Source organism: Microcoleus sp. Pol7_A1, assembly GCF_036701085.1.
GTDB classification, from domain to species: domain Bacteria; phylum Cyanobacteriota; class Cyanobacteriia; order Cyanobacteriales; family Microcoleaceae; genus Microcoleus; species Microcoleus asticus.
Genome location: NZ_JAUBQD010000004.1, coordinates 162,448 through 188,420, shown reverse-complemented (window position 1 = coordinate 188,420; position 25,973 = coordinate 162,448). Strand labels below are relative to the sequence as shown.

The window sequence follows — 25,973 nt, the reverse complement described above, 5'->3', positions numbered from 1 at the left end:
GACATCTAAACTCCTACTTAGATTTACGTCCTCATTATACATGATTTGTGATTTACAAATCATTTACGATCGCTATAGAAGATCTTTCAGTTGGTCAACCGATTGGAACAGTCGATGTGCAATATACTCTTTACAAGAATGCTATACTAACTCAATAATATTGAAGTCTGGACTATAAGGTGGCAAAAACTCCAACCTCATATTCGGCATTGGCACCGCAATTTTTTCTCGAATATCATGGCGCTTATGATAACTAGCGTTATCTAAAACAATTATAATTTTCGCCCCTCGGCTCTGAAAGTTGTCTCGAAGATTGCCCTGACTTTCCCATTCATCTTTAAGTTGCTCATAAAATTGCTGTAACTGCTCATAAAATATATCTGCATTTCCTTTTTCAATGAAGAAACATACTCGTTTTCTGTCGCTTTCTCTAATTCCTCCCATCACATTTACTCGCCCACGGCGACGCTGACCCGTTAATTGCCTCCGCTTTCCTTTCTGGCTCCAGTTCTTTGTCTTATGACTCGTAAACTAAACCCGCTCTCATCCCAAAACCATATCTGTAAATGCCTTGGTTGCTGTCTTGCCATTTCTAAATACTTGAGCAATTTCTGCTTAAATTCGGCTCTTTGAGCGGGATTCTGTTTATCCTCTAGGCTATATTTTGCCCAGTTATAGCTGTACTTTTTATTCTTTAATATTCTCCTCACTTGTGAACCGCTTAACTCTATTCCTGTTTGTGAGGCTAGGTAAGTGACTAATCGTTCTCCCGTCCATCGACCAAATTCATACCCCAGCTCCTGCGGTTCCTTCTCTATTATCTCCAGCCAGAGCTGGATGTATTCAAATGTGGCTTTTCGGTAATGCTCTTGCTCTCGTTTATTCTGTAAGCTTGCCAAATCATCGGGGTCTCCATGCCTACACCAGTAGGCAACTGTTCGTGGCGAACATCCCAAAAATTGGGCAATATTTATTTGCGTTTTACCATCATTCTGAAGCAAAATTATTAAATGTCTCTCCCTTACATGGGGTAAGGGATTCTCTCGAAGAGCCTCTTGCAGCTTCTTTACTTGCTCTGCTTTAAAAAAGTTTTTGATGGATAATGGCATCGCTCGTCTCGGATATTATTATGCTCTATATTATACAACTTAAATCCCGATCAGCTTATAACATAACTACGCGATCTTTTGCTCTTGTTATTGCTGTATAAATTCTTGCTTTTTCTTAAAAATCTTTATCAGCATCTGGCAAGTCTTCCACTCGGTCAACGCCAGCAATAATAACAGCATCAAACTCAACTCCTTTCAGCGCATTCCAAGAATCTACAATTACGAAAGGTCGGTTTACAACGTTATAAGCTCGGTCTTGAGGACGCATTGGAGCGTGATGGTTAACACCCACTTTTTGCAGGCATTGACTAATTTCTGATTTAAAGGATCTTGGCTCTTGTGGATGCAATAAAACTCCGATTGAAGATTCTGGATGACTGCTCAATGCCAGTTTAACCTGTTTAGCTATATTGTCTGGAGAGATATTACTTTTTACGGTTTTTCCGTACTTAGTATGCTAAAATATTATGAAAATAGCGATCGCTTAAGTTAAACATGAAAAAATTAATGACAAAAATCCTGAATTTACCTGGTGTAATTGTAGAGGATAGCTTAGAGACAGAAGAAACAATTCTTTTATCCGTTATCGTAAAAAATAAAACAGCAGTTTGCCCGCGATGCGGACAAACAAGCCGCCGTCTACATCAAAATAAAACGCACTTAGTTAGAGATTTACCAATCACTAACAGAGAAGTAATTCTCAAAGTAAATCGCCGACAGTTTAAGTGTGAAAGCTGTAAAAAACCTTTTAGCGAAATCTTAGATTTTGTTGAAGTTCGCAAAAATTTTACTCAAAGGTACGCCCAAAGTATTAAGGAACAAGTTATTAATAGTGACATTAATAATGTTGCGAGGAATAATAAATTAACAGCCGAACAAGTTGAATCAATGGTTATAGCAGCAGCTAAAAGTGTTATGAAGGTTGATCTCGCTCAACTGTGCCGATTAGGAATAGATGAAATTAGCTTATTTAAAGGGCAAGGAAAATTCATTGTTGTGTTAGTAGATTTATCAACACATAAGCTTTTAGGTTTAGCCCCAGAAAGAAAACAGTCCGAGATAGAAAAAGTGATGCTGAGATGGGGAGATAAAGTATTATCTCAAGTTGAAGAAGTCAGGATGGATATGAGTTATAACTATAAGTCCTTGGTGAATAACTTATGTCCGAATGCCTCGATAACGGTAGATAGATTTCATGTTACAAAAATGATTCATGAAGAATTAAATCAAGCTAGAATTGACCAAAAGAAAGTAGCAGAATCACTAAATGTTAAATAAAAAGTTAAATTATTTAGCAGTTTAAAAGGTAGTAAATATATATTACTGAAAGCGGAGCAGAACTTATTCCCAAAACAAAAAGCAAAATTATTACAGGCAAAAACAGCTTCACCGCTAGTTGAAATTATGCACTCATTAAAAGAAGACTTTCATAACTTATTTGAAAATAGTTGTGGTTTGGGAGAAGGAACATTAGGGCTAATTGATTGGTTGAAAAAAGCAGAACCCTACTATAAAAAGAGCGTCTCCAGCATCAAAATGTGGTTGGCGGAGGTAGTAGGGTATTTTGAACAAAGAACAACTAATGCAATAGTTGAGGGTATTAATAACAAATTAAAACTTTTAAAACGTAGCGGATTTGGTTTTAGGAATTTTAACAAGTTTGAAACGCGAGCTTTACTTTTTTGGCAGTTTCCTAGAAATTTAGCATACTAAGTACGGAAGAACCCTTTTTACAAGCATTGGCTTAATAGATGAACTGCGAGAAGACTTTTTGAGTGGTTCGACAATATGACCGATTTTACCACCTGCTTCTGAGCGTTTAGCTATCTTCATATTAGCGCTAGCTAAATAAGGATATATAAACTGCCAAGCCAATTCTATAATTTCTGGCGCGTTTCTATAGTTTAAATCCAATATTTTCGAACTGCCTCCAGGAATCTTAAATCCAAGATCCTTCCAAGTCCATTTTCCCTTTCTTCGATGTTGCTGACCGTCGTAAACTGACTGAGTGTTGTCATAGACAAAAAAAATAGAGTTTGTATCGGGACTTACAGCACCTAACAGCGCCACAAACCATTCATCATAAAAATCTTGAGCTTCATCAATTAAAATGGCTTGATAACGCTCTTTGGCGTTCTTTTGAACTAAATCAATAATTTTCCCTCGCATTTCAGGATTTTCATCCCACTCATAAGTATACCCTATACGATAAGCCCAACTATGAAAAGTTCGACTCTCTACGTTTGAACTCAAGCCTTTTTCTGCTATTTTTGAATCAATCCATTGATTCATAAAGCGATTGTAACACAATACCAAAATATCCTTCTAACCTTCATGAATTAGTTTTTCAAGACGATTTAGCAATACTAATGACTTACCAGAACCTGCAACGCCTCGAACTAAAGAATGACCTTTAAGCGAGAAATTTTTGGCTTTATTCTGTTGTTCGTCTAAATCTTCGTAATTTAAACGCTGATTTAAAGATTGCTCGAAGTTAATTCACTGCTCCACAATCTTTCTCCTTATATTCCTTTTGTCTAGTGTTCTTTATTCAAATCAGCTTACTAAATCTGGATAAACTTTGCAGCGACAAAAAGTGATAAAAAGTGATAAAAAGTAGTAACATCTCCTCTACTGTGCTAAAATCTATCCACAGCAAGGTGCAAGGACGGACAAAATCCCACACATCCTGCGATCGCAACCTCAAATCTAATACTTTTAAAAGGATTTAACCCATGAATGTAGATGAAGCTCTCGCCATTGTCGAAACAGTATTAGATGATGACGAACAGTTAAACGGCGTGCAAGAGCTAATATTCAAACAGTGCTGGGAAGGCAGACAGTCTTATGAGGAAATTGCTAATCTTTCTAAATATGACGATGAATATATTAAAGCCGCTGGCTATAAACTTTGGAAACAACTCTCAGAAGCATTTGACGAAAAAGTAAAAAAAAACAATATTAAAGCAGTTATAAAACGATACTTATGACGACATCAAGTGACATTACATCGAACTCAAGTTATTGGAGTTAATCTCAGCGGTGCTAACTTAAGCGGAGCTAAACTATCATTCGCAAACTTAAGTGAATCAGATTCGTCAACTGATTTACACGGTGCAATTATATCAGATTATAATACAGTATCAGATGAAATTATCAAGGCTGAAGACGCACATAACCAGGGAATTTTGTCGAGCATAAAAGAACGCATTTATCACTGGAATGATTTGCGCTTTCACTGTGAAGAACAAGTAAAAATAGCCGAAGCGCTCGATCGCACAAACACCCTCTTTTTCCCCAACTCCAAAGCCCGCCTCACCACACCCGCAGGTAGACAAAACCAAGAACCAGATTTCCTCATATTCCACCAAGGCAAATGGGGTATTCTGGTAATATCGCATCCCGACACAGCAAAAGATGAAACGCGCGATCGCCTGTTTGCATCTCACGGTATCAGCATCATCCACTATTGCGATGCTAACAGATGCTGCGAAGATGCCGATCGCGTTGTCCAAGAGTTTTTAGACATATTGAGTCAGGGATAAATAGGACTATCGCACAAACACCGCTTTGGTTTTAATCCCCAGAAAGTTCAGCCGCCGCCGCCAGTCGCTCCACCCCAGCTCGAACAATCGCCGCTACCTGAGTCAAAGGCAAAAAGCTGATTTTATTGACAATATCTTGGATATCTAACGGGTCTGAGACTGGCTTGCCATCTAAAAATTTCAGAAATTCTTCCAGCGTATAACCCGCTCTCGCAGCGAGCTTAGCCAAGTTTTCAGTATCAGGAACCGTATCGCCCCTTTCCCAAAGCTGCACAGCAGTAGCGGAAACCCCCAAAAGCTTACCAAATGCCCGCTGGCTCATAGAGCCACGGGCAGTTTTGATGATTTCACTAAGTTTTTGTCTATTTTGGATGTTCACGACTTAAAAGCTACTCGACCGTACCTACAAGTAAACTGGTCAGTTTATAAATCATTATCATTTAACGCTTGCATCGTTTACTTGTCACGATTGACACACAAGTAAGTTTAGTCTAAAATTAAAAGTACAAATTTAGTACCGCTGTATCTGAGCGCTCCTAACGATTTAGGAGTCCGAAAAAATGACTAATAGACCCACACGCAGAACACGCAAGACAAGCCACACACGCCAAAGCCTTACAGCCTCCGGTTGGCTAAAACCCCAGTGCTGGCAAATCTCCAAAAAAGAAGCAGCCGAAGCCCTGAGAATGCCCGTCAACCGCATAGTCAAAGTCTACCCCAAACAACATCAAGTAATAGTTGTTTACCTGAACCCGAAAGGACAAAAATGCAGTTCCTTTTTTAGCTACAGACTATTTGCCATATGGGAACAAGAGGCGATCGCAGCAATTGCCAGTTGTCGAAACCAGCAAATCCTAGCAGCCCTAGAAGTCATTGTACAATACGACCTCGAACATTTCAAATATCCAGTGGCGATCGCCGATGCAATTTGGGAAGCCCTACTCTACCAGATCTCCCGCGTCACAAGGGAACTGAGGCTGAGCAAACAATGCGCCTAGCCCCCCATCACTCCATCAATTAGTAGAAGCAGCCAACTCAGCCAAACGTTCCTGCTGATCCTGAGAAATGCAAGTTTGAATAATCCCCTCAATATCCCCTTCCAAAACACTATTGAGCGAGAAATTCTCTCCCAAACGGTGGTCGGTAGCCCGATTGTCCTTATAGTTGTAGGTGCGAATCTTCTCCGATCGCGAACCAGTACCAACCTGAGCCAAACGCCGCGACTTCACCTCATCCTGCTGCTCCCGCAACTTCATCTCATAGAGCTTAGCCCGCAAAATCTGCATCGCCCGCTCCTTATTCTGCAACTGACTGCGCTCCTCAGTACAGAAAATCCGAATTCCCGTCGGCTTGTGAAACAAATCCGCAGCAGTTTCCACCTTGTTCACGTTTTGACCGCCAGCGCCGCCCGATCGAGCCGTGCTCATCTCAATATCCTTCGGATCGATGTGAATCTCCACATCATCCACCTCCGGCATCACAGCCACCGTCGCCGTCGAAGTATGCACCCGGCCGCCAGCCTCAGTCACAGGCACCCGCTGCACCCGGTGTACTCCAGCCTCAAACTTCAGCTTGCTGTAAACGCTGTCGCCTGTAATTTCCAGAATCACCTCTTTAAAGCCGCCCATTTCCGCCAGCGACTCGCTCACCAACTTCACCTGCCAGCCTTGAGTTTGAGCGTAACGGGTATACAGCCGCAGCAAATCTCCAGCCCAAATACTAGCCTCATCTCCGCCAGTACCCGCCCGAATTTCCAGCATAATATTCTTGTCATCGTTCGGGTCGCGGGGGAGCAGCAAAACCTTCAAACGACTTTCCAAATTCTCCAGCTTCGCTTCAAGTTCCTGAACTTCCAGCGCAGCCATTTCTTGCATATCTCGATCGCCCGCTGCTTCCTTGAGAACCTGTCGCGCGCCCACCAAATCTTCCTGAGTGGTTTTCCACAGAGCAAAAGTATCGACCACTTCCTCCAAGGACGATCGAGCTTTCGCTACCCGTTGAAACTCTTGATTGTCCCTAGCCACATCCGGGTCAGCCATGCGGCGAGTCAACTCATTAAAAGTTTGCTCTACCGACTTCAATTTATCCAGCAAATAAGATTCAGCCATTGTCAGTTGTCCTTTTTCAATCGATTTTAGATTTTAGATTTTAGATTTTAGATTTGAAGAACAGTTGGGATAGAATCTCGATCGAACTCAACTGCCAGCCGTAGCAAGTCTTCAATCTCAACTCTCCAATCCGATGGCGGATCGATTTTAGATTTTAGATTTTAGATTTTAGATTTTAGAACTCAAGAGCAGTTAGGATCGAATGTCGATCGAACTCTACTCTATCGAACTCAACTGCCAGCCGTAGCAAGTCTTCAATCTAAAATCTAAAATCCGAGGGCGGTAAGTTGTCGGTAGAAAGAACTACTCTCAACAAACTGCGGACAAATGACAATCCGGCTACTTCTTCTTTTTGCCTTTACCAGCAGCCTTAGAAGCATCTGCTTTCGGCTCTTCCATTTTCAGCGGCCCAGAGGAAGCATCTGCCTTCGGCATTTCTACCTCCGTCATGCCGTATTTCCGCATAAAGCGCTCCACACGACCTTCAGTATCAATAATCTTCTGAGTGCCAGTATAAAAAGGATGATTTCCCGACCAGACATCAACTTGAAGCTTTGGTCTAGTTGAACCCACAGTCATCACAAGTTCCCCGTTGCAATAAACCTGAGATTCGGGATACCACTCAGGGTGAATGCCATCTTTTGCCATTGTTTTTTACTCTCTAATTTTTGACTTTACAACCATTTTAGCTGCCGCAGGACTTGTACACCAACAACAGCACAAATTTTGCCTTATATCTGTTGGAATCAGGAATCGGAAATAAACCTCAAAAAAAGGCAGATAAAATCTGGATAGATAATTTTTGCCTTTTCCTTCTTGCTTCTTCCCTCGATTACCGCTTCGAGTATTGAGGAGCTTTGCGAGCTTTCCGCAAACCGTACTTTTTCCGTTCTTTTGCCCGCGGGTCGCGAGTCAAATAGCCCTCAGTCTTCAGAGGCTTGCGGTTGTCCGGGTCTAATTGACAAAGTGCTCTAGCGACACCCAAGCGAATCGAGTCAGCCTGACCTGTCAAGCCACCGCCTTCGACTTTTACCAAAATGTCGTACTCATTTTCCAGACCCAAAGTTTCCAGAGGGGCCTTAGCGAGAGCCAAATAAGTAGGGTTGAATTGCAGGTACAAATCCCCCTCTTTACCATTGACAGTTAGTATGCCAGTGCCGGGAACCAAGCGCACCCGCGCTACTGAACATTTGCGGCGACCAGTACCCCAGTACACAGCGCGGCCGGTATCTGTTGCTTGCATTAGTCATTTCCTCCCGGAATCGTGTGAACAATTAACTCTTCTGGTTTTTGAGCTTGGTGCGGGTGGTTTGGGCCAGCGTACACCTTCAGCTTAGTAAACAATTGTCTGCCTAGAGAAGTGTGAGGCAGCATTCCCCGAATAGCTTCTTCGACAATTCTTTCGGGCAAACGTGCTTGCAATTTGGCAAAAGTTTCTGTTTTCATGCCGCCCGGTCTTCCAGAATGGCGGCGGTAGATTTTCTGGGTGCGTTTTTTGCCAGTAACAGCAATTTTGTCAGCATTGATGACTATTACGAAGTCGCCGGTATCCATAGAAGGAGTGTAAGTCGGTTTGTGTTTCCCCCGGAGGTACATGGCAACTTCAGTTGCCAGACGGCCCAGCCGCTGGTCGGCGGCATCGACCACGTACCACTTGTGCTCTAGGGAGTCTTGAGTAGGGACGTAAGTTTTGTTCATTGTTTGTTGTTAGTTGTCTGTTAACTGTTGTTAGGTGTCAGTTGTCAGTTGTCAGTTGTCAGTTTTTAATTGTTAGTTGTCCTTAGTTTTTTATTAGTAGTTACCTAATGACTAATGACTAATGACTAATGACTAATGACTAATTTTGGCTGCGTGTCGTACCAGACCTCTGGGGGAAAGGGAAATTCTGAATAGCCAACCCGCAGCAGGCACAAACCTTGAGCGGGAGCGGCATATTTTACCATTTCTCGGCGTTCGTTGACCCAGATATCTGTGAAATTGTCGATCGACCTTTCCCCGCGACCCACCTGCACCAGCAACCCCACCAGCAGCCGCATCATCCCGTACAGAAACCCGCTCGCCTGAACCTCTATATAGACCAGAGGCCCAGAACGGTGACACTCTGCCGCTTGTACGTCCACCCAGGAATGGGGGCGGACAGAGCCCGCGCGGTGGAAAGCAGCCAGGTGATGCCGCCCGATGAGCGGTGTCAAAGCTGTCTGAATCTTTGATTCATCAACAGGGGCGTGATAGCAGTGCCAAGCAAAAGGACGCACAAACAAATTAGGGGTCGGATCTGTATAAAGGGTGTAGCGATAGCGTCGCCAACTGGCTGAGAACCGAGCGTGCCAGGTAGGTTCCACCTTTGCCGAAGCTCGAATTAAAATATCTTTTGCCAGTCGAGAGTTGAGAACGCTTGCCCAGCGGTGAGCCGGAATTGGGCCCTGGGCATCAAAATGGGCTACTTGAGCAGCGGCGTGAACTCCCGCATCGGTTCTCCCAGCAGCGTGCAGCGTTACCGGGCGTTCCAGAACAGTCGATATTGCTGTTTCAATTTCTTCTTGTACTGTACGCTGGTTCGGCTGTCGCTGCCAACCGTGAAAATTAGTGCCGAGGTATTGGATTACCAGAGCAACGCGCTGTATCGATTGGGGATTTTCGATTGGGGATTTTGGATTGTCACTCATAAATCACAAATCTCCAACCCAAAATGGAATTAAACCAGTTCAACGATCGCCATTTCGGAATTGTCTCCTTGACGGGGGACAGTTCGTACTACCCGGGTGTAGCCCCCGTTGCGCGAGCCGTACCGTTCTTGTGCCGCCTCAAACAAGGCGTGTACTAACTGTTTATCGTAGATATAGCCCATAGCTTGGCGGCGAGAGGCCAAGGAGCCATCTTTGGCGAGGGTAATCATCCTGTCCGCCTCTGAGCGCAGCGCTTTGGCGCGGGCGAGAGTGGTAGTGATTTTACCGTGGCGGATTAATTCGGTGGTCAGCGAGCGCAGTAGGGCGCGGCGCTGGTCAGCCGGTTTGCTGAGTTGGGGAACGCGACAGCGGTGACGCATGGCAGTTGGTAATTGGTAATTGGTAATTGGGCGCCGGGATAGTCCGCGAGTTTTGAGCGGTGAATTCTTTAACTTAAAAACTCACCTACTTAAAATTGAGAACTTTTTTACCCGTTACCCGTTGATTAACTTTTAGCTGATTTTTCCTGTGGCAAGGTAATGCCCAAGCGTTTTTGTAAAGCTTCAATCACTTCTTCTGCGGACTTCTGCCCGAAATTCTTGATCTCGAGCAAGTCTTCTTGGGTATAATCCAATAAGTCTGCAACTGAGTTGATCTGAGCCCGCTTGAGGCAGTTGTAAGCCCGGACGGACAACTGCAATTCTTCGATCGGAATTTGGCTGGTAGGATCTGCTTCACCGGGATACTCTGGTTTGAGAGAATCTTGGGTGATGTCTTTGAGAGGTGCAAATAAATCTACCAGGATGTGGGCAGATTGACTCAAAGCTTCTTGAGGCGTCACGCTGCCATCAGTCCAGATTTCCATAATCAGCCGGTCTTTCTCGACCGTGCCGCCTACCCTAGCATCTTCAACGCTGTAGTTGACTCTGCGAATCGGCATAAAGATGGCGTCAATTTGGAGAAAATCCAAAGCCGACCCATCATCGCGACTGCGGTCTACTGCTCGGTATCCGATGCCTTTTTCAATTCTGAATTCCATTTCCAGAACAGATCCGGGCGAGAGAGTTGCAATGTACTGGGAGCGATCGATCAATTCCACCTCTGAGGGCAAATCGAATCGATCGGCCGTAACGGTGACGGGCCCCTCAATCCGCAACCTGCCGATTTGCGGCTGCTGAGAATGAGTTTTGAGGACGACCTCTTTCATGTTCAGGAGAATTTCTAGAACATCCTCACGTACCCCTTCGATCGTGGCAAACTCGTGATTGACGCCCGCGATTCGGACTGAAGTTACTGCCGTTCCTTCCAAATTTGACAGCAGAACTCGCCGAAGCGCATTCCCAACAGTTGTTCCTTGACCGCGATCGAGCGGTTCCAGGACAAATTTTCCGTACTGACTGCGGTCTTTGTCAGTGTTAGACTCTATACATTCAATTTGAAACTGCGCCACGGAGTGACCTCCCTTTTCCACTTTGGATTTTTGATTTTGGATTTTAGATTGCAGAGCATACCCCTGAACGGATTTCGGATTTTGGATGGACGGGGCAACAGTTAGAACCATTAGTTTTTGACTTTAAGCAGTTAGCCATTATCCAAAATCTAAAATCTAAAATCTCAAATCGTTTTAGACTCTACGCCGCTTGGGAGGGCGACAGCCGTTGTGAGGAATTGGGGTAACATCTCTAATCAGGGTGATTTCCAGTCCCGCCCCTTGCAGCGCCCGGATTGCAGTTTCTCTACCTGCTCCAGGCCCGCTCACCATTACTTCTATTTGGCGCATTCCTTGGTCGTTGGCTCTGCGGGCAGCACTTTCTGCTGCTGTTTGAGCTGCAAAGGGAGTCCCCTTCTTAGCTCCTTTAAAACCGCTGGAACCTGCTGATGCCCAAGATATTACTTCGCCGTTGAGGTCGGTAATAGTGACAATCGTGTTGTTAAAGGTAGACTGGATGTAGCCTACCCCATTGGGTACATTCCGTTTCTGCTTTTTTGCACCAGATTTCTTGCCTGTTTGTTGTCGCGCCATATTAGTCTCTTTAACGTTTCTCTCAACTAATGTTCCGAAGCGCTAGGAGCCAGCAGCCCCCAGCGTATTTTTCCAAAAAAGATGTTACTTCTTGGAAGGTGCCTTTTTCTTGCCCGCAACTGTTCGGCGGACGCCGCGACGGGTTCTGGCGTTGGTACGGGTTCGTTGTCCCCGCACCGGCAGACCCAAACGGTGACGCCGACCGCGATAAGTTCCGATGTCCATCAGGCGCTTGATGTTCATTGACTCCCAGCGCCGGAGGTCTCCTTCGATTTGGTATGTTGTTTCTACATGAGCCCGCAGAGCTGTCACGTCGGCCTCTGTTAAATCCTTGACGCGAGTGTCAGGATTTACGCCTGTTGCAGCGATAATTTTTTGGGCCCGCGACAAGCCTATTCCGTAAATGTATGTCAGACCTATTTCGACGCGCTTATCGCGTGGAAGGTCTACCCCGGCAATCCGTGCCACACTTTTTGTCTCCCTAGTTTTCCTGTTTGGTTACAATGTTCAATTAGGATGCACCTGCGTGCAGTACCCAATCTTCGTTTTTTCTAACCTTGGCGCTGTTTGTGTTTTGGGTTAGTGCATATCACCATCACTCGACCGCGACGGCGGATGACGCGACATTTTTCACAAATTTTTTTGACAGATGCTCGAACTTTCATCTTTCTTCCTGCCTGGAGAACCCCGCTCTACCGGAGAGCAGGCACGCTGGGACTGCCCGTAGAGCGGTGGGAGGAGAGGCTGGGCAAGGTGTAGGCCTCTCCTCGATTAAATTGTATAAAGTGCGGGTTGTTTCATGAAGGAGCCCGCTTGCACCCACTCCCATTACTGGGGTAAAGTTCGCCTGCGCCAGAGTGTTGGCGAGCAATACTTTTACGGCGTAGCAATGACTTAACCCGTTACACCGGTGGGTTGTTGACGCCCTTCTCGGCAACACTACAAACGTAGCATTATAGCATAAATTTGGCGCTTTTTACCAAATTCTCTCTAATTAAACTTAGAATTAGTTTTTAGAAAGTTTTATCTAAGCCTATTTTTTCCGAAGGCGATAAGTAATCCGACCTTTGGTCAAGTCGTAGGGAGTCAATTCGACTTTGACGCGATCGCCAGGCAGAATTTTGATGTAGTTGCGGCGGATCTTGCCGGAAATGTGAGCCAGCACGTTAAACCCATTATCTAGGTCAACGCGAAACATCGCATTGGGCAGGGATTCCGTCACCGTCCCTTCCATTTCAATTAAATCTTGCTTAGACAATTTGGTATTTACCTCAACTCTACATTTGATTAACTAGGAGTATCCCGGCGTTTACCTCAAAACCTATTGACTGGTAAGGGTCAAACGGGAACGGGGGGGCAAAAATTCGGGCGACTCGATCGATTTCTTGACTCAAAAAACCGCTTGCTTTAGCTTTACTTGAGTAAAGTTGTGGCAATTAGTATCGAGTTCAATCCCGGAACTAGCAACCCTCACAAAACCTGATAGCACAAAAAGCTCCTAGTTAACATATCTTAGCAAAAGCTTGTGAGTAACAAGCTGTATTGAGACGGTTCAAGAGTCGCCCGAGAGAGCTTGTTGCAGTTGTGCTGTGACTGATTCCATCGCTCGATCGCCATCAACCGCAACTAACTGTTCGCGGTTTCTGTAAAACTCAATCAAAGGTTCAGTTTGCTCGCGATAAACTTGCAACCGGCGGCGGATCGTTTCCTCGTTGTCATCTTGGCGACCCCGCGACAACAGGCGAGCTACCAAAATATTGTCAGGAACGTCCAAATTGACAGCTCTGAGATCGCAGTCCTTTCCAGACGAACTTCCCCCACCCCCAACCCCAACCTCGCATAGCAGTTTGTCAAAAAAAGCTGCCTGCGCGACTGTGCGGGGAAAGCCGTCAAGGATCCAGCCAGCACGAGCATCAGACTGATTCATACGTTCTTGCACGATATCCATCAATAACTCGTCAGGAACTAACTCTCCCCGATCCATGTAGGATTGTGCCTTTTGACCCAACTCCGTTTTGGCAACTACGCAGGCGCGTAGGATGTCACCGGTAGAAATGTGGGGTATTTTCCAGAGAGCTGATAAAAGCTGAGCCTGAGTTCCCTTTCCTGCCCCTGGAGGCCCCATAAAAATCAAGTGCATTGCGATTACTTCACCATTCCTTCATATCGTTGGGAGATGACGTAAGTTTGAATTTGCTTAGCAGTTTCGATCGCTACACCTACTAAAATCAGTAGGGAAGTTGCGCCAAAACCTCTAAAAGTTTGCACTCCGATCGCGCTTTCTACAGCAGTTGGTACAATGGCCACCAGACCGAGAAATATCGCTCCCAAGAAAGTCAAACGGTTCAAAACCTTCTCCACATAATCGCTGGTTTTCTGACCCGGACGAATTCCAGGAATGCTGGCGCCCATTTTCTTCAAGTTCTGAGACATATCTACGGGGTTGACAATCAACGAAGCGTAGAAATAGCTGAAAAACAGAATTAAAGTTAGATAAAACAGCGCGTAAGCCCAAGGCGCCGGCCCGTTCGGACTCAAAACATTAGCAACTTGAACCAAAAACGGGTTATTGAGAGACTGAGCGAGGAAAGAAGGCACAATCAAAACCGAAGATGCAAAAATAATCGGCATCACTCCGCCTTGATTCAAGCGCAGGGGCAGATAGCTCCGGCTCTCCCGATAAACTTTGCGGCCGACTTGGCGCCGGGCCGAAATAATCGGAATGCGACGAGTACCTTCCTGAACAAAAACAATCCCAACAATCGTCACCAAAAAGACCAGCAGCAGAACGACTACACGGCCGACAACTTGCGTGTCCCCACTTTGAGCCAATTCAAAAGTTTGTCCCAAAGAACGCGGCAAAACCGACACAATGTTGATAAAAATCAGCAGCGACGCTCCGTTCCCGATACCTCGCTCCGTCACCACTTCCGATATCCACATCACAAACATTGAGCCGGCCGTCAGGGCCAAAGCAGTTTGTGCTATGAATAAAGGCGCCGGAGCTTGAGCAAAAGGGCTGACCCAAATCGCAATGCCAACGCTTTGCAAAATTGCCCAGCCCAAAGAAACGTAGCGAGTAATTTGAGAAATCTTGCGCCGCCCTGCTTCCCCTTCATTTTTCTGCAAGTCTTCTAAACTTGGCAGAGCCGCAGTTAGAAGTTGCACGATAATTGAAGCATTAATGTAGGGCAAAATCCCCAGCGCGAAAATCCCCAAAGCTGACAAGCCGCCTCCTGAGAACAAATCCAAAAAGCCAATTAAAGGGCTATTTTGGACGTTTTGGGCAAAGGCGACTCGATCGATGCCGGGGACTGGCAAGTGGACACCCAGGCGTACTAAAATCAGTAAGCCAATGGTTACGAGGATGCGGCCTCGCAAACCAGCAGCTTGAGCCATCTGCATGAACGTCTCTTGTGCAGTTGGCGCTTTCTCTCTACTAACGTCCATAGTTACGATTTTGGATTTTAGATTTGGGATTTTCGACTAAATCATTTTCTGATAGCAAGCTTGAGGATTTGAGATTTGGACAGACTCTCAAACCTCAAATCTTTACGCAACTAATTCGCAACTTCCGCCGGCGGCTTCAATTTTGGTGCGAGCACCTGCAGTAAAAGCCGAGGCCCGCACTTGCAAAGGCACATTCAGTTCGCCATCTCCTAAGATTTTCAGCGGCCCGTCGTCTGTGGTGACAATTTTTGCTTGGATCAAAGAGGTGAGAGTAACTTCTGTGTTTGCTGGCAGCGATGCTAATTTACTTACATTAATGGTAGTGTACTCTTTGCGGTTCACTAAAGGGAAGCTTTTCAGCTTAGGCAGACGGCGGTAAAGGGGATTTTGACCACCTTCAAAACCGGGTCTAGTGCCGCTACCGGCTCTAGATTTTTGACCGCGCATCCCTTTGCCGGAGCTCGCGCCTTGACCGGCAGAAATACCTCTGCCCAAGCGTCGGGGGCGCTTTTGGGAGCCTGCTTTGGGTCGGGCGTCTTGCAATCTCATAGTTTTAGTAATTGGTAATTGGTAATTGGTATTTAGAGAGCGGGGGCGCAGTAGTTTTGAGTGCGTGAGTTTTGAGTTGCGGATTTTTTTATTCTCAACGCAAGCACTTAACACTCAAAACTTACAGTTTCCCATTCTCTATGCCCTAACCGTAGAGGTTTTCTACTGGAATTCCGCGTTCTTGAGCAACTTCGGACAATGTGCGGAGGGTGGAGAGGGCGTTGACTGCTGCTCGGGCGTTGTTTAAAGGATTTCCAGAACCTAGCTGTTTTGCTAAGATGTTGCGGACTCCTGCTAGTTCGAGAACAGTTCGCACTGCTCCCCCTGCAATTACCCCGGTTCCCGGAGCGGCCGGACGCATCATGACTTTTGCTCCGCCACCGTCACCGTTGATGGGGTGAGGGATGGAGTTAGCTTTGGTGAGGGGGACTTCAATTAGGTGCTTTTTGCCGTCAGCGACGCCTTTTTTAACGGCACCGATTACGTCGCTAGCTTTGCCGACTCCCACTCCAACTTGACCGCGTTCGTTGCCGATAATGACTATGGCGCGGAAGCTGAGTTTTTTACCGCCTTTGACTACTTTAGTAACGCGGCGGATCTGGACGACCCGTTCTTGCCATTCGGATTCTTTTTCGCGCGTTTTGTTGCCGCTGCTTTTTTTCTTGTTGCGCTGTTCTTTTTGTTCTGCCATAGTTTTGTCTTGTGGGAATTGAGGATTAGTAACTGGTAGTCGGGAATGAGGAATTAACGATGAGGAATTAAGAATTTTATTGATTCCTTCTTCCTTCTTCCGACTTCCATCGGACTTCTTCCTTCTTCCTAAAAGTCTAACCCGGCTTCGCGAGCTGCCTCTGCGAGGGCTTTGACGCGACCGTGATAGAGGTTGCCTCCGCGATCGAATACTACTTTGACTATGCCAGCGCTGGAACAGCGTTTGGCAATCAACTGACCGACTTGCACGCTCGCGGAGCAGTTGGCACCAGAACTGAGATTTGACTTCAATTCGGGATCGAGGGTTGACGCAGCAGCCAAAGTGTGCTGTGCGGTGTCGTCGATTACTTGGGCGTAGATGTGCTGATCCGATCGAAATACCGCTAGTCTGGGACGTTCGGAGGTGCCGAACACCTTGCGCCGCACCCGGCGGTGTCTGCGCTGGACTGATTCTTTGCGAGTAAGCTTCATTGTTACTTCTTACCTGTTTTGCCTGTTTTACCAGCTTTGCGCCGGACGACTTCGCCGCTGTAGCGAATGCCTTTGCCCTTATAGACTTCGGGCGGACGCACCGCGCGGATGCGGGCTGCTGTATTGCCTACGAGTTCTTTGTCAATGCCGGAGACAATGACGTTGGTGTTGCCTTCAACTGCCATTGTGATGCCTTCTGGAGGGGGCATTTCAACGGGTTTGCTGTAACCGACGTTTAAAATCAGGTTCCGTCCTTGAACCTGTGCCCGATAACCTGTGCCGATAATTTCCAGGCGCCGCTGAAAACCTTGGGATACACCTTCGACCATGTTGGCGACTAGGGTGCGGCACAAGCCGTGCAGTTGTCTGGCGACGCGAGATTCGTCTCGGCGGGTAACGAGTAAAGTCTCGCCTTCGAGTCCCATGAGGATTTCGGCTGGGATAACTCGGGAAAGTTCACCTTTAGGGCCTTTGACGGCTACTTTTTGACCGTCTAGGGTGATGGTGACTTTATTGGGAATGCTAATCGGACGCTTGCCAATTCGCGACATAGTTTTTTGTCCTTTGTTTTTAGTTATTAGTCCTTGATTATTAGTCTTTAGTTATTAGTCCTTAGCGATCGATTTTTGAGTTTGTTGCCCGCGAGCGGTGACTAATGACTAATGACTAATGACTACCAAACATAACAAAGCACTTCACCGCCCAAACCTTGGCGTCGAGCTTCTCTATCCGTCATAATGCCACTGGAGGTGGAAATAATGGCTATGCCAATTCCGCCTAACACTCTGGGCAATTCTTTACGGTTCGAGTAAACGCGCAGTCCTGGTTTGCTAACTCGCTTAAGTGCCGTGATAATGGGCTTGCGAGTTTTACCTTTGTACTTTAGAGAAAGCACTAAATGTCGGTTGATCCCTTCTGCTTCTGCTTCTTCAAATTCGCCGATAAAGCCTTCACTTTTGAGGACTTGGGCGATGCTGCGGGTCATTTTTGTAGCTGGAATTTGCGTTGTTTGGTGGCGCGCCATGCAAGAATTGCGAATGCGCGTCAACATATCTGCTATGGTATCGTTAGCTGCCATCTTTTGCTTCTTACTCTAGTGCTTAGTTGTCCCGGAACGGCATTCCCATTTCTTTAAGCAAGGCGCGTCCTTCTTCGTCGGTGTTTGCTGTGGTGATTATTGAAATGTCCATGCCTCGAATTTGATCGATGCGGTCATATTCTATTTCTGGAAAAATGAGCTGTTCTCTCAGACCCAAGCTGTAGTTGCCGCGCCCGTCAAAGCTTTTGGGGCTGATGCCGCGGAAGTCGCGGATTCGGGGGAGTGCGAGGTTGATCAGCCGATCGAGAAAATCGTACATCCGATCGCCGCGCAGCGTCACCATAACGCCGACGGGTACTCCTTTGCGGATTTTGAAGCCTGCAATCGCTTTTTTCGCCCGCGTCACCACCGGTTTTTGCCCGGTGATGATGCCAATTTCGCTGATCGACGAATCCAGTGCCTTAGCGTTTTGAGATGCTTCTCCCAAACCGCGGTTCACGGTGACTTTGACGAGTTTGGGAACCTGATGGATATTAGTATATTTAAACTGATCCATCAGTGTGGGAACGATTTTTCCTTGATAAAGAACCTTGAGTTTGTCCGGCATAGTTTTTGTGTTTCGTTAACTGTCCCTGGGCTTGGTCAGGGAATTTGTCGATTGTCAGTTGTTAGTTGTCAGTTGTCAGTTGTTAGTTGTCAGCTAATCACTAATGACTTATGACTAATTATCGAGGATTTCTCCGGTTTTTTTGAGCTGTCGCAGTTTCCGACCATCTTCGCTAAATGTATAGCAAACGCGGCTCGCTATTTTCTCTTTTTCGGAATAGTGCATGACATTTGAGCTGTGAATGGGAGCCTCAAACGTGACTATTTTGCCTGATTCTCCCTCTTGCTGGGGCTTGACGTGCTTGGTTCTGATATTTACACCTTTAACAATTACTTTGCTGACTTTAGGATATGTCTTTAAGATTTCTCCGACTTTTCCTTTCTCTTTGCCAGTAATTATTTGCACGGTGTCGCCTGCTTTGACGTGCATTCTGTAGCGCTGCAGTTCGCTAGTTGGTTTACCCTTTTTTCCGTACATTTTAAAGTACCTCCGGGGCTAAGGAAACGATTTTAGTAAAATTTTTGTCGCGCAGTTCGCGGGCTACGGGACCGAAAACCCGAGTGCCTCTGGGGTTGCCGTCTACGTTGATAATAACGGCGGCGTTATCGTCAAAACGAATGCTCATGCCGCTGTCGCGGCGCAGGCCTTTGCGGGTTCTGACAATGACAGCCCGGACGACATCTGATTTTTTGACGGCCATATTGGGGATGGCGTCTTTGACGACGGCAATGATGACATCGCCGACTCCGCCGTAGCGGCGGTTGCCGCCTCCCAATACGCGGATGCACATCAGTTTGCGGGCTCCGCTATTGTCAGCGACATTGAGGTATGTCTGGGGTTGAATCATGGTGATTGGGGAAAAGGTAATTTGATGCTTGCTAACTGCTAACTGCTAATTGCTAATTGATGGTTAATCACAGGGTCGATCGATTGATTTGACGATCGCACGCTTCAAAGCAATTAAGAATTAACTGTTAGCCATTTTTTGCACCGAAAATCTCAGCAACCGTCCAGCGTTTGGTTTTGCTCAAAGGGCGAGTTTCAGTGATGCGGACGCGATCGCCCGATTTGCACTGGTTTTCTTCGTCGTGAGCTTTGTACCGCTTGGTGCGGACTACGATTTTGCCGTATTTGGTGTGGGAGGAGCGGTTTTCGATTGCTACCACGACGGTTTTATCCATCTTGTCGCTGACTACTACGCCAACTCGTTCTTTAATTGCCATACCTACCTATTGTTGTTCTGCAATTGAGTTTTTTTAGCTACTGTGCGAGCCGAGGCTAGGCTGCTGCTTACTCTTGGCTGACTTCTGCGCTGGGAGCCGAATCTGCGGCATCTTTAGCTGCGACTAATTTTTCTGCCGCTTCTGCATCAGCAGCGATTTGGCGCTCGCGTTCAACTGTCATCAATTGAGCGACGCGGTGCTTGGCGTGCTTGAACAGGTGAGGCTTTTCCATGCGGCCGGTAGCTTGCTGGAGCCGCAATTCCATTAGTTGGCGCTTGGCGGCTAAAATTTGCTCTGCTAGTGCGGCATCGCTTAAATCTCTAGCTTCTTTAATCTTGGGCAAAGACATAATTGTGTGCTTTCTCGTTAGCGATCGGTCTTTTGAAGACAGAATTGTCTAGATGCTGAATGTCGAAGGAAAGAAAAGTTATGAATGACCGATTTTAAATTGCTGTAGCCGTTTAAAATTTTGACCAATGCCGACCTACTTCTACCTTCGATTATCGCTATGACTGGCCTTCTTCGCGAGTGATGAACTTGGTTTTAATTGGTAATTTGAAAGATGCCAAACGCATTGCTTCGCGCGCAGTTTCTTCATTTACGCCACCAATTTCAAACATTACCCGGCCTGGTTTGACTACGGCAACCCAAAACTCAGGATTACCTTTACCAGAACCCATCCGGGTTTCTGCTGCGCGCTGGGTGACTGGTTTGTCGGGAAAAATGCGAATCCAGATTTTGCCGCCCCGGCGGATATAGCGGGTCATGGCGCGCCGTCCGGCTTCTATTTGGCGGGAAGTTATCCAGGCGGGTTCGATGGCTTGGAGCGCGAATTCGCCAAAGCTAACTGTGTTGCCACGGGTGGAAACACCGCTCATTCGCCCGCGCTGTTGTTTGCGGAATTTGGTTCTTTTAGGGCTTAACATGGCTTTGGGAGTTGGGTAATTGGTAATTGGTAATTGGTAATTGGTGATTGCTAATTGCTAATTGGTTTAGAACAACTGACAGTTAACAAGTGACAACTAACAGTTAACAATTAGTTAGCCTTCGTTCGATCGATCTTCAAAATTCTGGCGGCGGCGCTTTTGTTTGGTGCGGGGCACTGCTGCATTTGGTGCAGCCTCTTGTTCCTGTCCGGGAATAATTTCGCCTTTGAAAACCCAAACTTTAATGCCCAGAATACCGTAGATGGTTTGAGCTGTGCAGTAGGAGTAGTCGATGTCTGCCCGCAGCGTGTGCAAGGGGACTCTTCCTTCGCGCGTCCATTCGGTACGTGCGATTTCTGCGCCGTTGAGGCGTCCGCTGACTTGAATTTTGATGCCTTGGATGCCTACTTTTTGGGCGCGGGTAATTGCTTGGCGGACTACTCGGCGGAAGGATACGCGCCGTTCTAGTTGCTGAGCGATGTATTCTGCGATCAGTGTGGCATCGGCATCTACTCGCTGGACTTCGACGACGTTTATGCGGATTTGGCGGTTGCTACCGAGTTGCTGCTGCAAACCGACGCGCAAAGTTTCGATGCCTGCTCCGCCGCGACCGACGACAACGCCGGGTCTGGCGGTGAATACTTCGAGGTCGATTTGATCGGCTTTCCGCTCAATTCTGACTGAGGAAATTCCAGCATTGCTGAGGGTTTTGCGGACGTACTTGCGAATTTTGTAGTCTTCTTGCAAGAGTTCTGGATAGTTTCTGGCGTCAGCAAACCAGCGAGAGCGGTGCTCTTGGGTAATGCCGAGGCGGAAACCAATTGGATGTATTTTTTGGCCCATAAAAGTTGATGAGTTAGTTGGTAATTGGTAATTGGTAACTGGTAATTGGTAATTGGTGATTACCTGTTTTTTCAACTTAAAGCTGTTTATTACCTATTACGTTTTCCCTGATTAGTTTTCTACGAGCGGAGCCACTACTACGGTAATGTGACAAGTTGGCTTGCGGATTTGGTAGGCGCGACCTTGAGCGCGGGGTCTGAATCGTTTGAGGACTGGGCCTTGGTCTGCGTAAGCTTGAGAAACTACGAGCTTGGCTTTATCCAATCCTGCGTTGTGTTCGGCGTTTGCTACTGCCGATCGCAAAACTTTGACGATTGGTTCGCAGGCGCGGTAGGGCATAAATTCGAGTAAAATCAGCGCTTCTTGGTAGCTTTTGCCGCGAATTTGGTCGAGGACTCGGCGCACTTTGAAGGGGGATGTCCGGATGTAACGGGCGATCGCCTTAATTTCGGATGTGGTATCTATAGCCATTTCGATTTGGGTAATTGGTAATTGGTAATTTGGGAAAAGGTAATTGGTAATTGGTAATTTTTTTTCCTACTACCTATTACCTGTCACCTAATTAGGCTATCTTTTTGCCTTTTTATCACCACTTTTTGCGTGACCTCTAAAGGTACGAGTGGGGGAAAATTCTCCTAGTTTGTGGCCTACCATTTGGTCTGTGAGGTAGACTGGTACGTGCTGTCTGCCGTTGTGAACGGCGATCGTGTGACCTACCATTTGGGGCAGGATTGTGGAAGAGCGCGACCAAGTTTTAATTACTTGTTTTTGGCCTGCGGCGTTGAGTTTTTCGATTTTTGTCATCAGATGATCTGCGACAAACGGGCCTTTTTTTAGCGATCGAGACATGATTTTTTTAGTAATTCAGGAGTCATTAATCAGGGTTCAGCAGTCATGGGTCATCAGTCCTCAGTCATTAGTTAGCAGTTAACAACTAAGGACTGAAGACTGCTGAGTGATGACTAACTTTGTCTGCCGCCCTTGCCGCGTTTGGAAGATTTGCGGCGGCGTCGGACGATTAAAGCGTCGCTGCGTTTGTTTTTGCGTCGGGTTTTGGCACCCAATGCTGGTTTGCCCCAAGGAGTGACAGGTCCCGGACGTCCGATGGGAGCCCTGCCTTCGCCACCGCCGTGCGGGTGGTCTACCGGGTTCATGACGCTACCGCGAACGGTGGGTCTGCGACCTTTCCAGCGGGTGCGACCTGCTTTGCCGAGGCTGATGTTTCTGGCGTCTGTGTTGCCGACTTGACCGATGGTGGCGTAGCAGTCGGCGCGGACTTTGCGCTGTTCACCGGATGGCAGTTTGAGGGTGACGTAGGTACCTTCTTTTGCCATTAGCTGAGCGCTGGAGCCGGCGGAACGAACGATTTGTCCGCCTTTTCCGGGTACTAGCTCGACGTTGTGGATGCTGGTACCGAGGGGAATGTTCTTCAGGGGAAGGGCGTTACCGATTTCGATCGGCGCGTCTGGGCCTGAGACAATTACTGTACCGACGTTTAAGTTGAGCGGGTGCAGGATGTACCGTTTTTCGCCGTCTTTGTAGAACAGGAGGGCGATGCGGGCGTTGCGATTGGGGTCGTATTCGATTGCCTTGACGGTAGCTGGAATGCTGTGTTTGTCGCGGCGGAAGTCGATGTCTCTATACAGCCGTTTGTGACCGCCTCCCCGGTGGCGGCAGGTAATGACGCCTCGGTTGTTGCGGCCTTGTTTGGTGTGCTTGTTGCTGGTTAGAGACTTTTCAGGCTCTGATCTGGTAATTTCAGCGAAGTCCGAGACGGTCTGTTCCCGGGTGCTGGAGGTATAAGGTCGGTAAGAACGGATGCCCATAATCGATCTATTTTAGATTTTGGATTTTGGATTTTGGATTTTGGATTTGACGTTTATCGATTTTAGATTTTAGGTTGAAGATTGGCGATCTTTGGTTAACTTACGAGTTTTATGGTTCGAGAATTTCCACCAGTTAACCGCAATTTAAAATCTAAAATCTCAAATCTAAAATCCAAAATCGTCTAGACTTCTGGGAATAGGAGTTTGCGGATCGAGTCTCCGTCCGTCAGAGTTACGGTTGCTCGCTTGTAACAAGGTTTAAAGCCGACGAATTTGCCAACTCGACGCTTTTTGCGCGGCGGGTTTTGGGTGTTAACTGCGGTGACTTTAACCTTAAACAGTTCTTCGATTGCAGCTTTGATTTGAGGCTTGGTCGCTTTGGGGGCTACGTCGAATGTGAATTGATTTAATTCCATCATTCGGGTAGCTTTCTCGGTGAGAATCGGACGCTGGATCAAATCTGCGTAGTCGCGGGGGTCGATTTTACTCACCGTAAATCTCCTGAATTTTAGCTATGGCTGTAGATGTGACGATAATTTTGTCAGCCGCGAGAACGTCGTAAACATTCAGGGAAGTTGCCAAGATGACGTTTACTAATTCGATGTTGCGTCCTGATAAGTAGACGTTTAGTTGCGGTTCTGGCAAGATTAACAGAACTTTTGTATCGGGTTCGATGCCCCAGCGAGCGATCGCACTCAGCAATTCTTTGCTTTTCGGTCTCGGAAATTGCTCTGCAAATTCTTCAACCACAATGATGTCTTCGGTGCGACTTTGGAATGCTGTGCGCAAAGCGAGACGGCGTTCCTTTTTGTTCATTTTGACTTCAAAGTCTCTCGGTTTTGGCCCGAAGATGACACCGCCGCCCCGCCACAGCGGAGAACGGATAGAACCTGCTCTGGCTCGGCCGGTGCCTTTTTGACGCCAGGGTTTGCGGCCGCCGCCTCTGACTTCCGATCGAGTTTTGGTGCAAGCATTTCCTTGACGGGCGTTATTCAGTTGCCGCGTCAATGCTCTGTGAACGATGTGAGACGCATTTTCTTCTTTGGCTACGCGCAGTTCTAAAGTTGTTTCCCCAACTTCTTCGCCTTGCCAATTTCGCACTACACAGTTAACCATATCTTTTGTCCTTTGTCTGTTGTTAGTTGTCTGTTGTTAGTTGTCTGCTGTCTGTTGTCTGTTGTCTGTTCTCAGGTCTTAGTTTTCAGCTCTTAGTTTTCAGCTTTTAGTTCTTAGTTATTGCTTGCTACTAACGGCCAACCACTATCTACTGACTGCTGACTACTGACTACTTACTACTGACTAACGTCCTACTTTTTTCTCAGGCACAACATTGACTAAGGCACCAGCTTTGCCGGGAACTGCTCCCTTAATTAGCAGCAAATTCTGCTCTGCATCCACCCGGACAATTGTTAGTTTGCGGACGGTGACTTGAACGTTGCCCATACGTCCTGCCATTCTTTTCCCAGGATAAACGCGACCGGGAGTAGTTCCAGGTCCGATCGATCCAGGCTCGCGGTGGTTCTTGGAACCGTGAGACATGGGGCCTCGTTTAAAGTTGTGGCGCTTTTGAAAACCTGCAAAACCTTTACCGATGCTTGTACCGATGACATCTACTATTTGTCCCGGTGTAAAGGTATCTGCTTTTAGTTGTTGACCTAATTCAAATGAACTGGTATCTTGCAAGCGGTATTCCTGCAAGTGGCGCAATGGATTTGCCCCAGACTTGCCAAGGTGTCCCAATTCTGGCTTGTTGAGAGCCTTTGGCTTGACTTCGTTGTATCCAACTTGAACGGCACTGTAGCCGTCAGTTTGTTTCGTTTTAATTTGCGTTACTGTACAAGGCCCTGCTTGTATGACGGTGACAGGGATTGCTCTCCCTTGGTCGTCAAACACTTGAGTCATGCCTAGTTTAGTGCCAAGAATGCCTACAGACACGGATTTTTTTCCTTTTATGTACGCAAGAGGTTTCGGATTGCGAAGTTTACGTCAATCCGCTTGCTCTTGTGCAGAAACATTTATTTCAGTGTTCCTGCAATTAACTGTTATCAACCAACAGCCTTCCTCGGTGTTTAAAATTGGAGTTTTAAATTTGGGAGCGAGCTTGTGGAAGTCTTGCAAGAGTTTAGATATGCGGCTTTTTACCTGCTAAATCTCCGAGTTTATTTTTCGGTCTTGCTTGTTTGCGCCAGGACTTGAGCATAAATATACTCAGTATCCTTTACGGCGACGACAATTCACAATAGTACATGAAGTGTTTGCCGTTTGTCAAGGCCGCGATGAGAATTTTTCGCCTCAACTTTAGGATTTATAATATTTCAAGCTCGCAAGCAGCGATCGACCAAATTTTGATACAGCAGGACACAGAAATTTATGGGACTGATTACGACGGGCTCGGATCTGATTCGGGATTTGGAAAAGTCGGGGTCGCTGGCCCTGTATGTTCCTTTAGAGGGAGGATTTGAGGGGCGCTACCTGCGCAGGCTGAGGGCTGCGGGCTACGGTGCGCACACGATTACGGCGCGGGGTTTGGGAGATTTGGCGATGTATTTGACGGGGGTTCACGGGGTGCGGCCGCCGCATTTGGGCAAGAAAACTACTGGCAACGAAGCGGCTGTGGGTTATACATACTACCTGCCGCCGATTTTGCAAACTCAATTAGACAATTTGCCGCCGAAAGCAAAAGGACTGGTGCTGTGGATTATTGAAGGGCAAATTTTGTCGAGTCAGGAGATTGAGTATTTGACTGTTTTGCCGACGTTAGAACCGCGAGTTAAAATAGCAGTGGAGATGGGTGGCGATCGAGCTTTTAGCTGGAAGCCACTTAAAGATGCTTTAGTTGCAGCTTAAATTCGGCTATTTTCGATCGCAAATCACCTA

The 25,973-nt window shown here is 46.8% G+C and carries 39 protein-coding genes and 2 pseudogenes; 5 read left to right on the top strand and 36 right to left on the bottom strand.

Annotated features, from left to right (window positions below):
* Positions 1–75: 75 nt before the first annotated feature.
* Both QUA20_RS04995 and QUA20_RS04990 read right to left on the bottom strand, forming a co-directional pair.
* Positions 76–1,109: pseudogene (locus QUA20_RS04995) on the bottom strand (IS630 family transposase); the annotation flags it as partial.
* A gap of 115 nt (positions 1,110–1,224) precedes the next feature.
* Entirely contained in the window at positions 1,225–1,494 is a 270-nt protein-coding gene (locus QUA20_RS04990) for a hypothetical protein (protein WP_333185974.1), read from the bottom strand.
* 110 nt (positions 1,495–1,604) lie between these two features.
* On the opposite strand from QUA20_RS04990, the pseudogene QUA20_RS04985 reads away from it, so the two are divergent.
* Positions 1,605–2,822: pseudogene (locus QUA20_RS04985) on the top strand (ISL3 family transposase).
* On the opposite strand, the gene QUA20_RS04980 reads toward QUA20_RS04985, so the two are convergent.
* Positions 2,811–3,401 (bottom strand): UvrD-helicase domain-containing protein, encoded by a 591-nt coding sequence (locus QUA20_RS04980; RefSeq protein WP_333185971.1) that lies wholly within the window; start codon positions 3,399–3,401, stop codon positions 2,811–2,813. The pseudogene QUA20_RS04985 and the gene QUA20_RS04980 overlap by 12 nt on opposite strands.
* Positions 3,402–3,434: 33 nt before the next feature.
* Positions 3,435–3,608 (bottom strand): UvrD-helicase domain-containing protein, encoded by a 174-nt coding sequence (locus QUA20_RS31930; RefSeq protein ID WP_445304643.1) that lies wholly within the window; start codon positions 3,606–3,608, stop codon positions 3,435–3,437.
* 236 nt (positions 3,609–3,844) lie between these two features.
* On the opposite strand from QUA20_RS31930, the gene QUA20_RS04975 reads away from it, so the two are divergent.
* Positions 3,845–4,099 carry a hypothetical protein gene (locus QUA20_RS04975; protein WP_333185969.1) on the top strand — a complete coding sequence of 85 codons (255 nt, stop codon included), beginning with the start codon at positions 3,845–3,847 and terminating at the stop codon, positions 4,097–4,099.
* 9 nt (positions 4,100–4,108) lie between these two features.
* Positions 4,109–4,654 carry a pentapeptide repeat-containing protein gene (locus QUA20_RS04970; RefSeq protein WP_333185965.1) on the top strand — a complete coding sequence of 182 codons (546 nt, stop codon included), beginning with the start codon at positions 4,109–4,111 and terminating at the stop codon, positions 4,652–4,654.
* Positions 4,655–4,685: 31 nt separating this feature from the next.
* Here QUA20_RS04970 and QUA20_RS04965 read toward each other — a convergent pair whose 3' ends face one another.
* On the bottom strand, positions 4,686–4,976 hold the full coding sequence (locus tag QUA20_RS04965; protein ID WP_333185962.1) for a helix-turn-helix transcriptional regulator: 291 nt from the start codon (positions 4,974–4,976) through the stop codon (positions 4,686–4,688).
* A gap of 238 nt (positions 4,977–5,214) precedes the next feature.
* Between QUA20_RS04965 and QUA20_RS04960 the strand changes: the two genes are divergently transcribed.
* Positions 5,215–5,652, top strand: a complete 438-nt coding sequence (locus QUA20_RS04960; protein WP_333185959.1) for a hypothetical protein — start codon at positions 5,215–5,217, stop codon at positions 5,650–5,652.
* A gap of 15 nt (positions 5,653–5,667) precedes the next feature.
* Here QUA20_RS04960 and prfA read toward each other — a convergent pair whose 3' ends face one another.
* From prfA to rplC, 31 genes are all read right to left on the bottom strand, one after another.
* Positions 5,668–6,762 (bottom strand): peptide chain release factor 1, encoded by a 1,095-nt coding sequence (gene prfA / locus QUA20_RS04955; RefSeq protein ID WP_332958364.1) that lies wholly within the window; start codon positions 6,760–6,762, stop codon positions 5,668–5,670.
* A gap of 339 nt (positions 6,763–7,101) precedes the next feature.
* Entirely contained in the window at positions 7,102–7,410 is a 309-nt protein-coding gene (gene rpmE / locus QUA20_RS04950; RefSeq protein WP_006634974.1) for a 50S ribosomal protein L31, read from the bottom strand.
* Between the two features lie 184 nt (positions 7,411–7,594).
* Positions 7,595–8,005 carry a 30S ribosomal protein S9 gene (gene rpsI, locus QUA20_RS04945; RefSeq protein ID WP_106147490.1) on the bottom strand — a complete coding sequence of 137 codons (411 nt, stop codon included), beginning with the start codon at positions 8,003–8,005 and terminating at the stop codon, positions 7,595–7,597.
* Positions 8,005–8,460 (bottom strand): 50S ribosomal protein L13, encoded by a 456-nt coding sequence (rplM, locus tag QUA20_RS04940; RefSeq protein WP_172190410.1) that lies wholly within the window; start codon positions 8,458–8,460, stop codon positions 8,005–8,007. Before rplM ends, rpsI begins: the two co-directional genes overlap by 1 nt.
* A 125-nt stretch (positions 8,461–8,585) precedes the next feature.
* Positions 8,586–9,428, bottom strand: coding sequence for a tRNA pseudouridine(38-40) synthase TruA (gene truA, locus QUA20_RS04935; protein ID WP_333185956.1), 843 nt, complete (start codon positions 9,426–9,428; stop codon positions 8,586–8,588).
* 29 nt (positions 9,429–9,457) lie between these two features.
* Positions 9,458–9,808 (bottom strand): 50S ribosomal protein L17, encoded by a 351-nt coding sequence (gene rplQ, locus QUA20_RS04930; RefSeq protein WP_006634978.1) that lies wholly within the window; start codon positions 9,806–9,808, stop codon positions 9,458–9,460.
* Positions 9,809–9,933: 125 nt separating this feature from the next.
* Complete coding sequence (locus tag QUA20_RS04925; RefSeq protein WP_332958426.1) at positions 9,934–10,878, bottom strand: DNA-directed RNA polymerase subunit alpha; 945 nt, start codon at positions 10,876–10,878, stop codon at positions 9,934–9,936.
* 174 nt (positions 10,879–11,052) lie between these two features.
* On the bottom strand, positions 11,053–11,451 hold the full coding sequence (gene rpsK, locus QUA20_RS04920) for a 30S ribosomal protein S11 (RefSeq protein WP_006634980.1): 399 nt from the start codon (positions 11,449–11,451) through the stop codon (positions 11,053–11,055).
* Positions 11,452–11,535: 84 nt separating this feature from the next.
* Positions 11,536–11,919 (bottom strand): 30S ribosomal protein S13, encoded by a 384-nt coding sequence (rpsM, locus tag QUA20_RS04915; RefSeq protein ID WP_006634981.1) that lies wholly within the window; start codon positions 11,917–11,919, stop codon positions 11,536–11,538.
* Between the two features lie 83 nt (positions 11,920–12,002).
* Positions 12,003–12,116 (bottom strand): 50S ribosomal protein L36, encoded by a 114-nt coding sequence (rpmJ, locus tag QUA20_RS04910; RefSeq protein WP_015178722.1) that lies wholly within the window; start codon positions 12,114–12,116, stop codon positions 12,003–12,005.
* A gap of 368 nt (positions 12,117–12,484) precedes the next feature.
* The gene (gene infA, locus QUA20_RS04905; protein WP_006276978.1) at positions 12,485–12,709 is read right to left on the bottom strand and encodes a translation initiation factor IF-1; all 225 of its coding nucleotides are present in this window, start codon (positions 12,707–12,709) and stop codon (positions 12,485–12,487) included.
* 294 nt (positions 12,710–13,003) lie between these two features.
* Positions 13,004–13,591 carry an adenylate kinase gene (locus QUA20_RS04900; protein ID WP_333185953.1) on the bottom strand — a complete coding sequence of 196 codons (588 nt, stop codon included), beginning with the start codon at positions 13,589–13,591 and terminating at the stop codon, positions 13,004–13,006.
* 5 nt (positions 13,592–13,596) lie between these two features.
* Positions 13,597–14,901, bottom strand: a complete 1,305-nt coding sequence (secY, locus tag QUA20_RS04895; protein WP_172190407.1) for a preprotein translocase subunit SecY — start codon at positions 14,899–14,901, stop codon at positions 13,597–13,599.
* A 102-nt stretch (positions 14,902–15,003) separates the two neighbouring features.
* Positions 15,004–15,450, bottom strand: coding sequence for a 50S ribosomal protein L15 (rplO, locus tag QUA20_RS04890; RefSeq protein WP_006634984.1), 447 nt, complete (start codon positions 15,448–15,450; stop codon positions 15,004–15,006).
* A 145-nt stretch (positions 15,451–15,595) separates the two neighbouring features.
* The gene (gene rpsE / locus QUA20_RS04885) at positions 15,596–16,141 is read right to left on the bottom strand and encodes a 30S ribosomal protein S5 (protein ID WP_172190405.1); all 546 of its coding nucleotides are present in this window, start codon (positions 16,139–16,141) and stop codon (positions 15,596–15,598) included.
* Positions 16,142–16,269: 128 nt separating this feature from the next.
* A complete protein-coding gene (gene rplR, locus QUA20_RS04880; protein ID WP_333185947.1) occupies positions 16,270–16,632 on the bottom strand; it encodes a 50S ribosomal protein L18 in 363 nt (120 codons plus the stop codon).
* A 2-nt stretch (positions 16,633–16,634) separates the two neighbouring features.
* Entirely contained in the window at positions 16,635–17,183 is a 549-nt protein-coding gene (gene rplF / locus QUA20_RS04875; protein WP_172190403.1) for a 50S ribosomal protein L6, read from the bottom strand.
* 122 nt (positions 17,184–17,305) lie between these two features.
* Positions 17,306–17,710, bottom strand: coding sequence for a 30S ribosomal protein S8 (rpsH, locus tag QUA20_RS04870; RefSeq protein WP_006634988.1), 405 nt, complete (start codon positions 17,708–17,710; stop codon positions 17,306–17,308).
* Positions 17,711–17,732: 22 nt separating this feature from the next.
* Positions 17,733–18,278 (bottom strand): 50S ribosomal protein L5, encoded by a 546-nt coding sequence (gene rplE / locus QUA20_RS04865; RefSeq protein ID WP_172190402.1) that lies wholly within the window; start codon positions 18,276–18,278, stop codon positions 17,733–17,735.
* A 114-nt stretch (positions 18,279–18,392) separates the two neighbouring features.
* A complete protein-coding gene (gene rplX / locus QUA20_RS04860; RefSeq protein WP_216670624.1) occupies positions 18,393–18,755 on the bottom strand; it encodes a 50S ribosomal protein L24 in 363 nt (120 codons plus the stop codon).
* Position 18,756: 1 nt separating this feature from the next.
* Positions 18,757–19,125, bottom strand: a complete 369-nt coding sequence (gene rplN, locus QUA20_RS04855; protein ID WP_172190401.1) for a 50S ribosomal protein L14 — start codon at positions 19,123–19,125, stop codon at positions 18,757–18,759.
* Between the two features lie 127 nt (positions 19,126–19,252).
* Complete coding sequence (gene rpsQ / locus QUA20_RS04850; protein ID WP_015178711.1) at positions 19,253–19,501, bottom strand: 30S ribosomal protein S17; 249 nt, start codon at positions 19,499–19,501, stop codon at positions 19,253–19,255.
* Between the two features lie 67 nt (positions 19,502–19,568).
* The gene (gene rpmC / locus QUA20_RS04845) at positions 19,569–19,850 is read right to left on the bottom strand and encodes a 50S ribosomal protein L29 (protein ID WP_172190400.1); all 282 of its coding nucleotides are present in this window, start codon (positions 19,848–19,850) and stop codon (positions 19,569–19,571) included.
* A 157-nt stretch (positions 19,851–20,007) separates the two neighbouring features.
* A complete protein-coding gene (rplP, locus tag QUA20_RS04840; RefSeq protein ID WP_172190399.1) occupies positions 20,008–20,427 on the bottom strand; it encodes a 50S ribosomal protein L16 in 420 nt (139 codons plus the stop codon).
* Between the two features lie 114 nt (positions 20,428–20,541).
* Positions 20,542–21,270: a 30S ribosomal protein S3 gene (rpsC, locus tag QUA20_RS04835; RefSeq protein ID WP_172190398.1), complete on the bottom strand. Its 729-nt coding sequence runs from the start codon at positions 21,268–21,270 to the stop codon at positions 20,542–20,544.
* Positions 21,271–21,381: 111 nt separating this feature from the next.
* Positions 21,382–21,741: a 50S ribosomal protein L22 gene (gene rplV, locus QUA20_RS04830; RefSeq protein WP_172190397.1), complete on the bottom strand. Its 360-nt coding sequence runs from the start codon at positions 21,739–21,741 to the stop codon at positions 21,382–21,384.
* Between the two features lie 96 nt (positions 21,742–21,837).
* Positions 21,838–22,119 (bottom strand): 30S ribosomal protein S19, encoded by a 282-nt coding sequence (gene rpsS / locus QUA20_RS04825; protein WP_041623488.1) that lies wholly within the window; start codon positions 22,117–22,119, stop codon positions 21,838–21,840.
* Between the two features lie 113 nt (positions 22,120–22,232).
* The gene (rplB, locus tag QUA20_RS04820; RefSeq protein ID WP_172190396.1) at positions 22,233–23,096 is read right to left on the bottom strand and encodes a 50S ribosomal protein L2; all 864 of its coding nucleotides are present in this window, start codon (positions 23,094–23,096) and stop codon (positions 22,233–22,235) included.
* Between the two features lie 182 nt (positions 23,097–23,278).
* Positions 23,279–23,587 (bottom strand): 50S ribosomal protein L23, encoded by a 309-nt coding sequence (locus tag QUA20_RS04815; protein ID WP_172190395.1) that lies wholly within the window; start codon positions 23,585–23,587, stop codon positions 23,279–23,281.
* The gene (gene rplD, locus QUA20_RS04810) at positions 23,580–24,212 is read right to left on the bottom strand and encodes a 50S ribosomal protein L4 (RefSeq protein WP_172190394.1); all 633 of its coding nucleotides are present in this window, start codon (positions 24,210–24,212) and stop codon (positions 23,580–23,582) included. The genes QUA20_RS04815 and rplD overlap by 8 nt, the downstream gene beginning before the upstream one ends.
* Positions 24,213–24,395: 183 nt before the next feature.
* On the bottom strand, positions 24,396–25,031 hold the full coding sequence (gene rplC, locus QUA20_RS04805; RefSeq protein ID WP_333185939.1) for a 50S ribosomal protein L3: 636 nt from the start codon (positions 25,029–25,031) through the stop codon (positions 24,396–24,398).
* A 435-nt stretch (positions 25,032–25,466) separates the two neighbouring features.
* Here rplC and QUA20_RS04800 point away from each other — a divergent pair, with 435 nt between their 5' ends.
* Entirely contained in the window at positions 25,467–25,943 is a 477-nt protein-coding gene (locus QUA20_RS04800; RefSeq protein ID WP_333185937.1) for an NAD(P)H-quinone oxidoreductase subunit N, read from the top strand.
* Positions 25,944–25,973 lie beyond the last annotated feature (30 nt).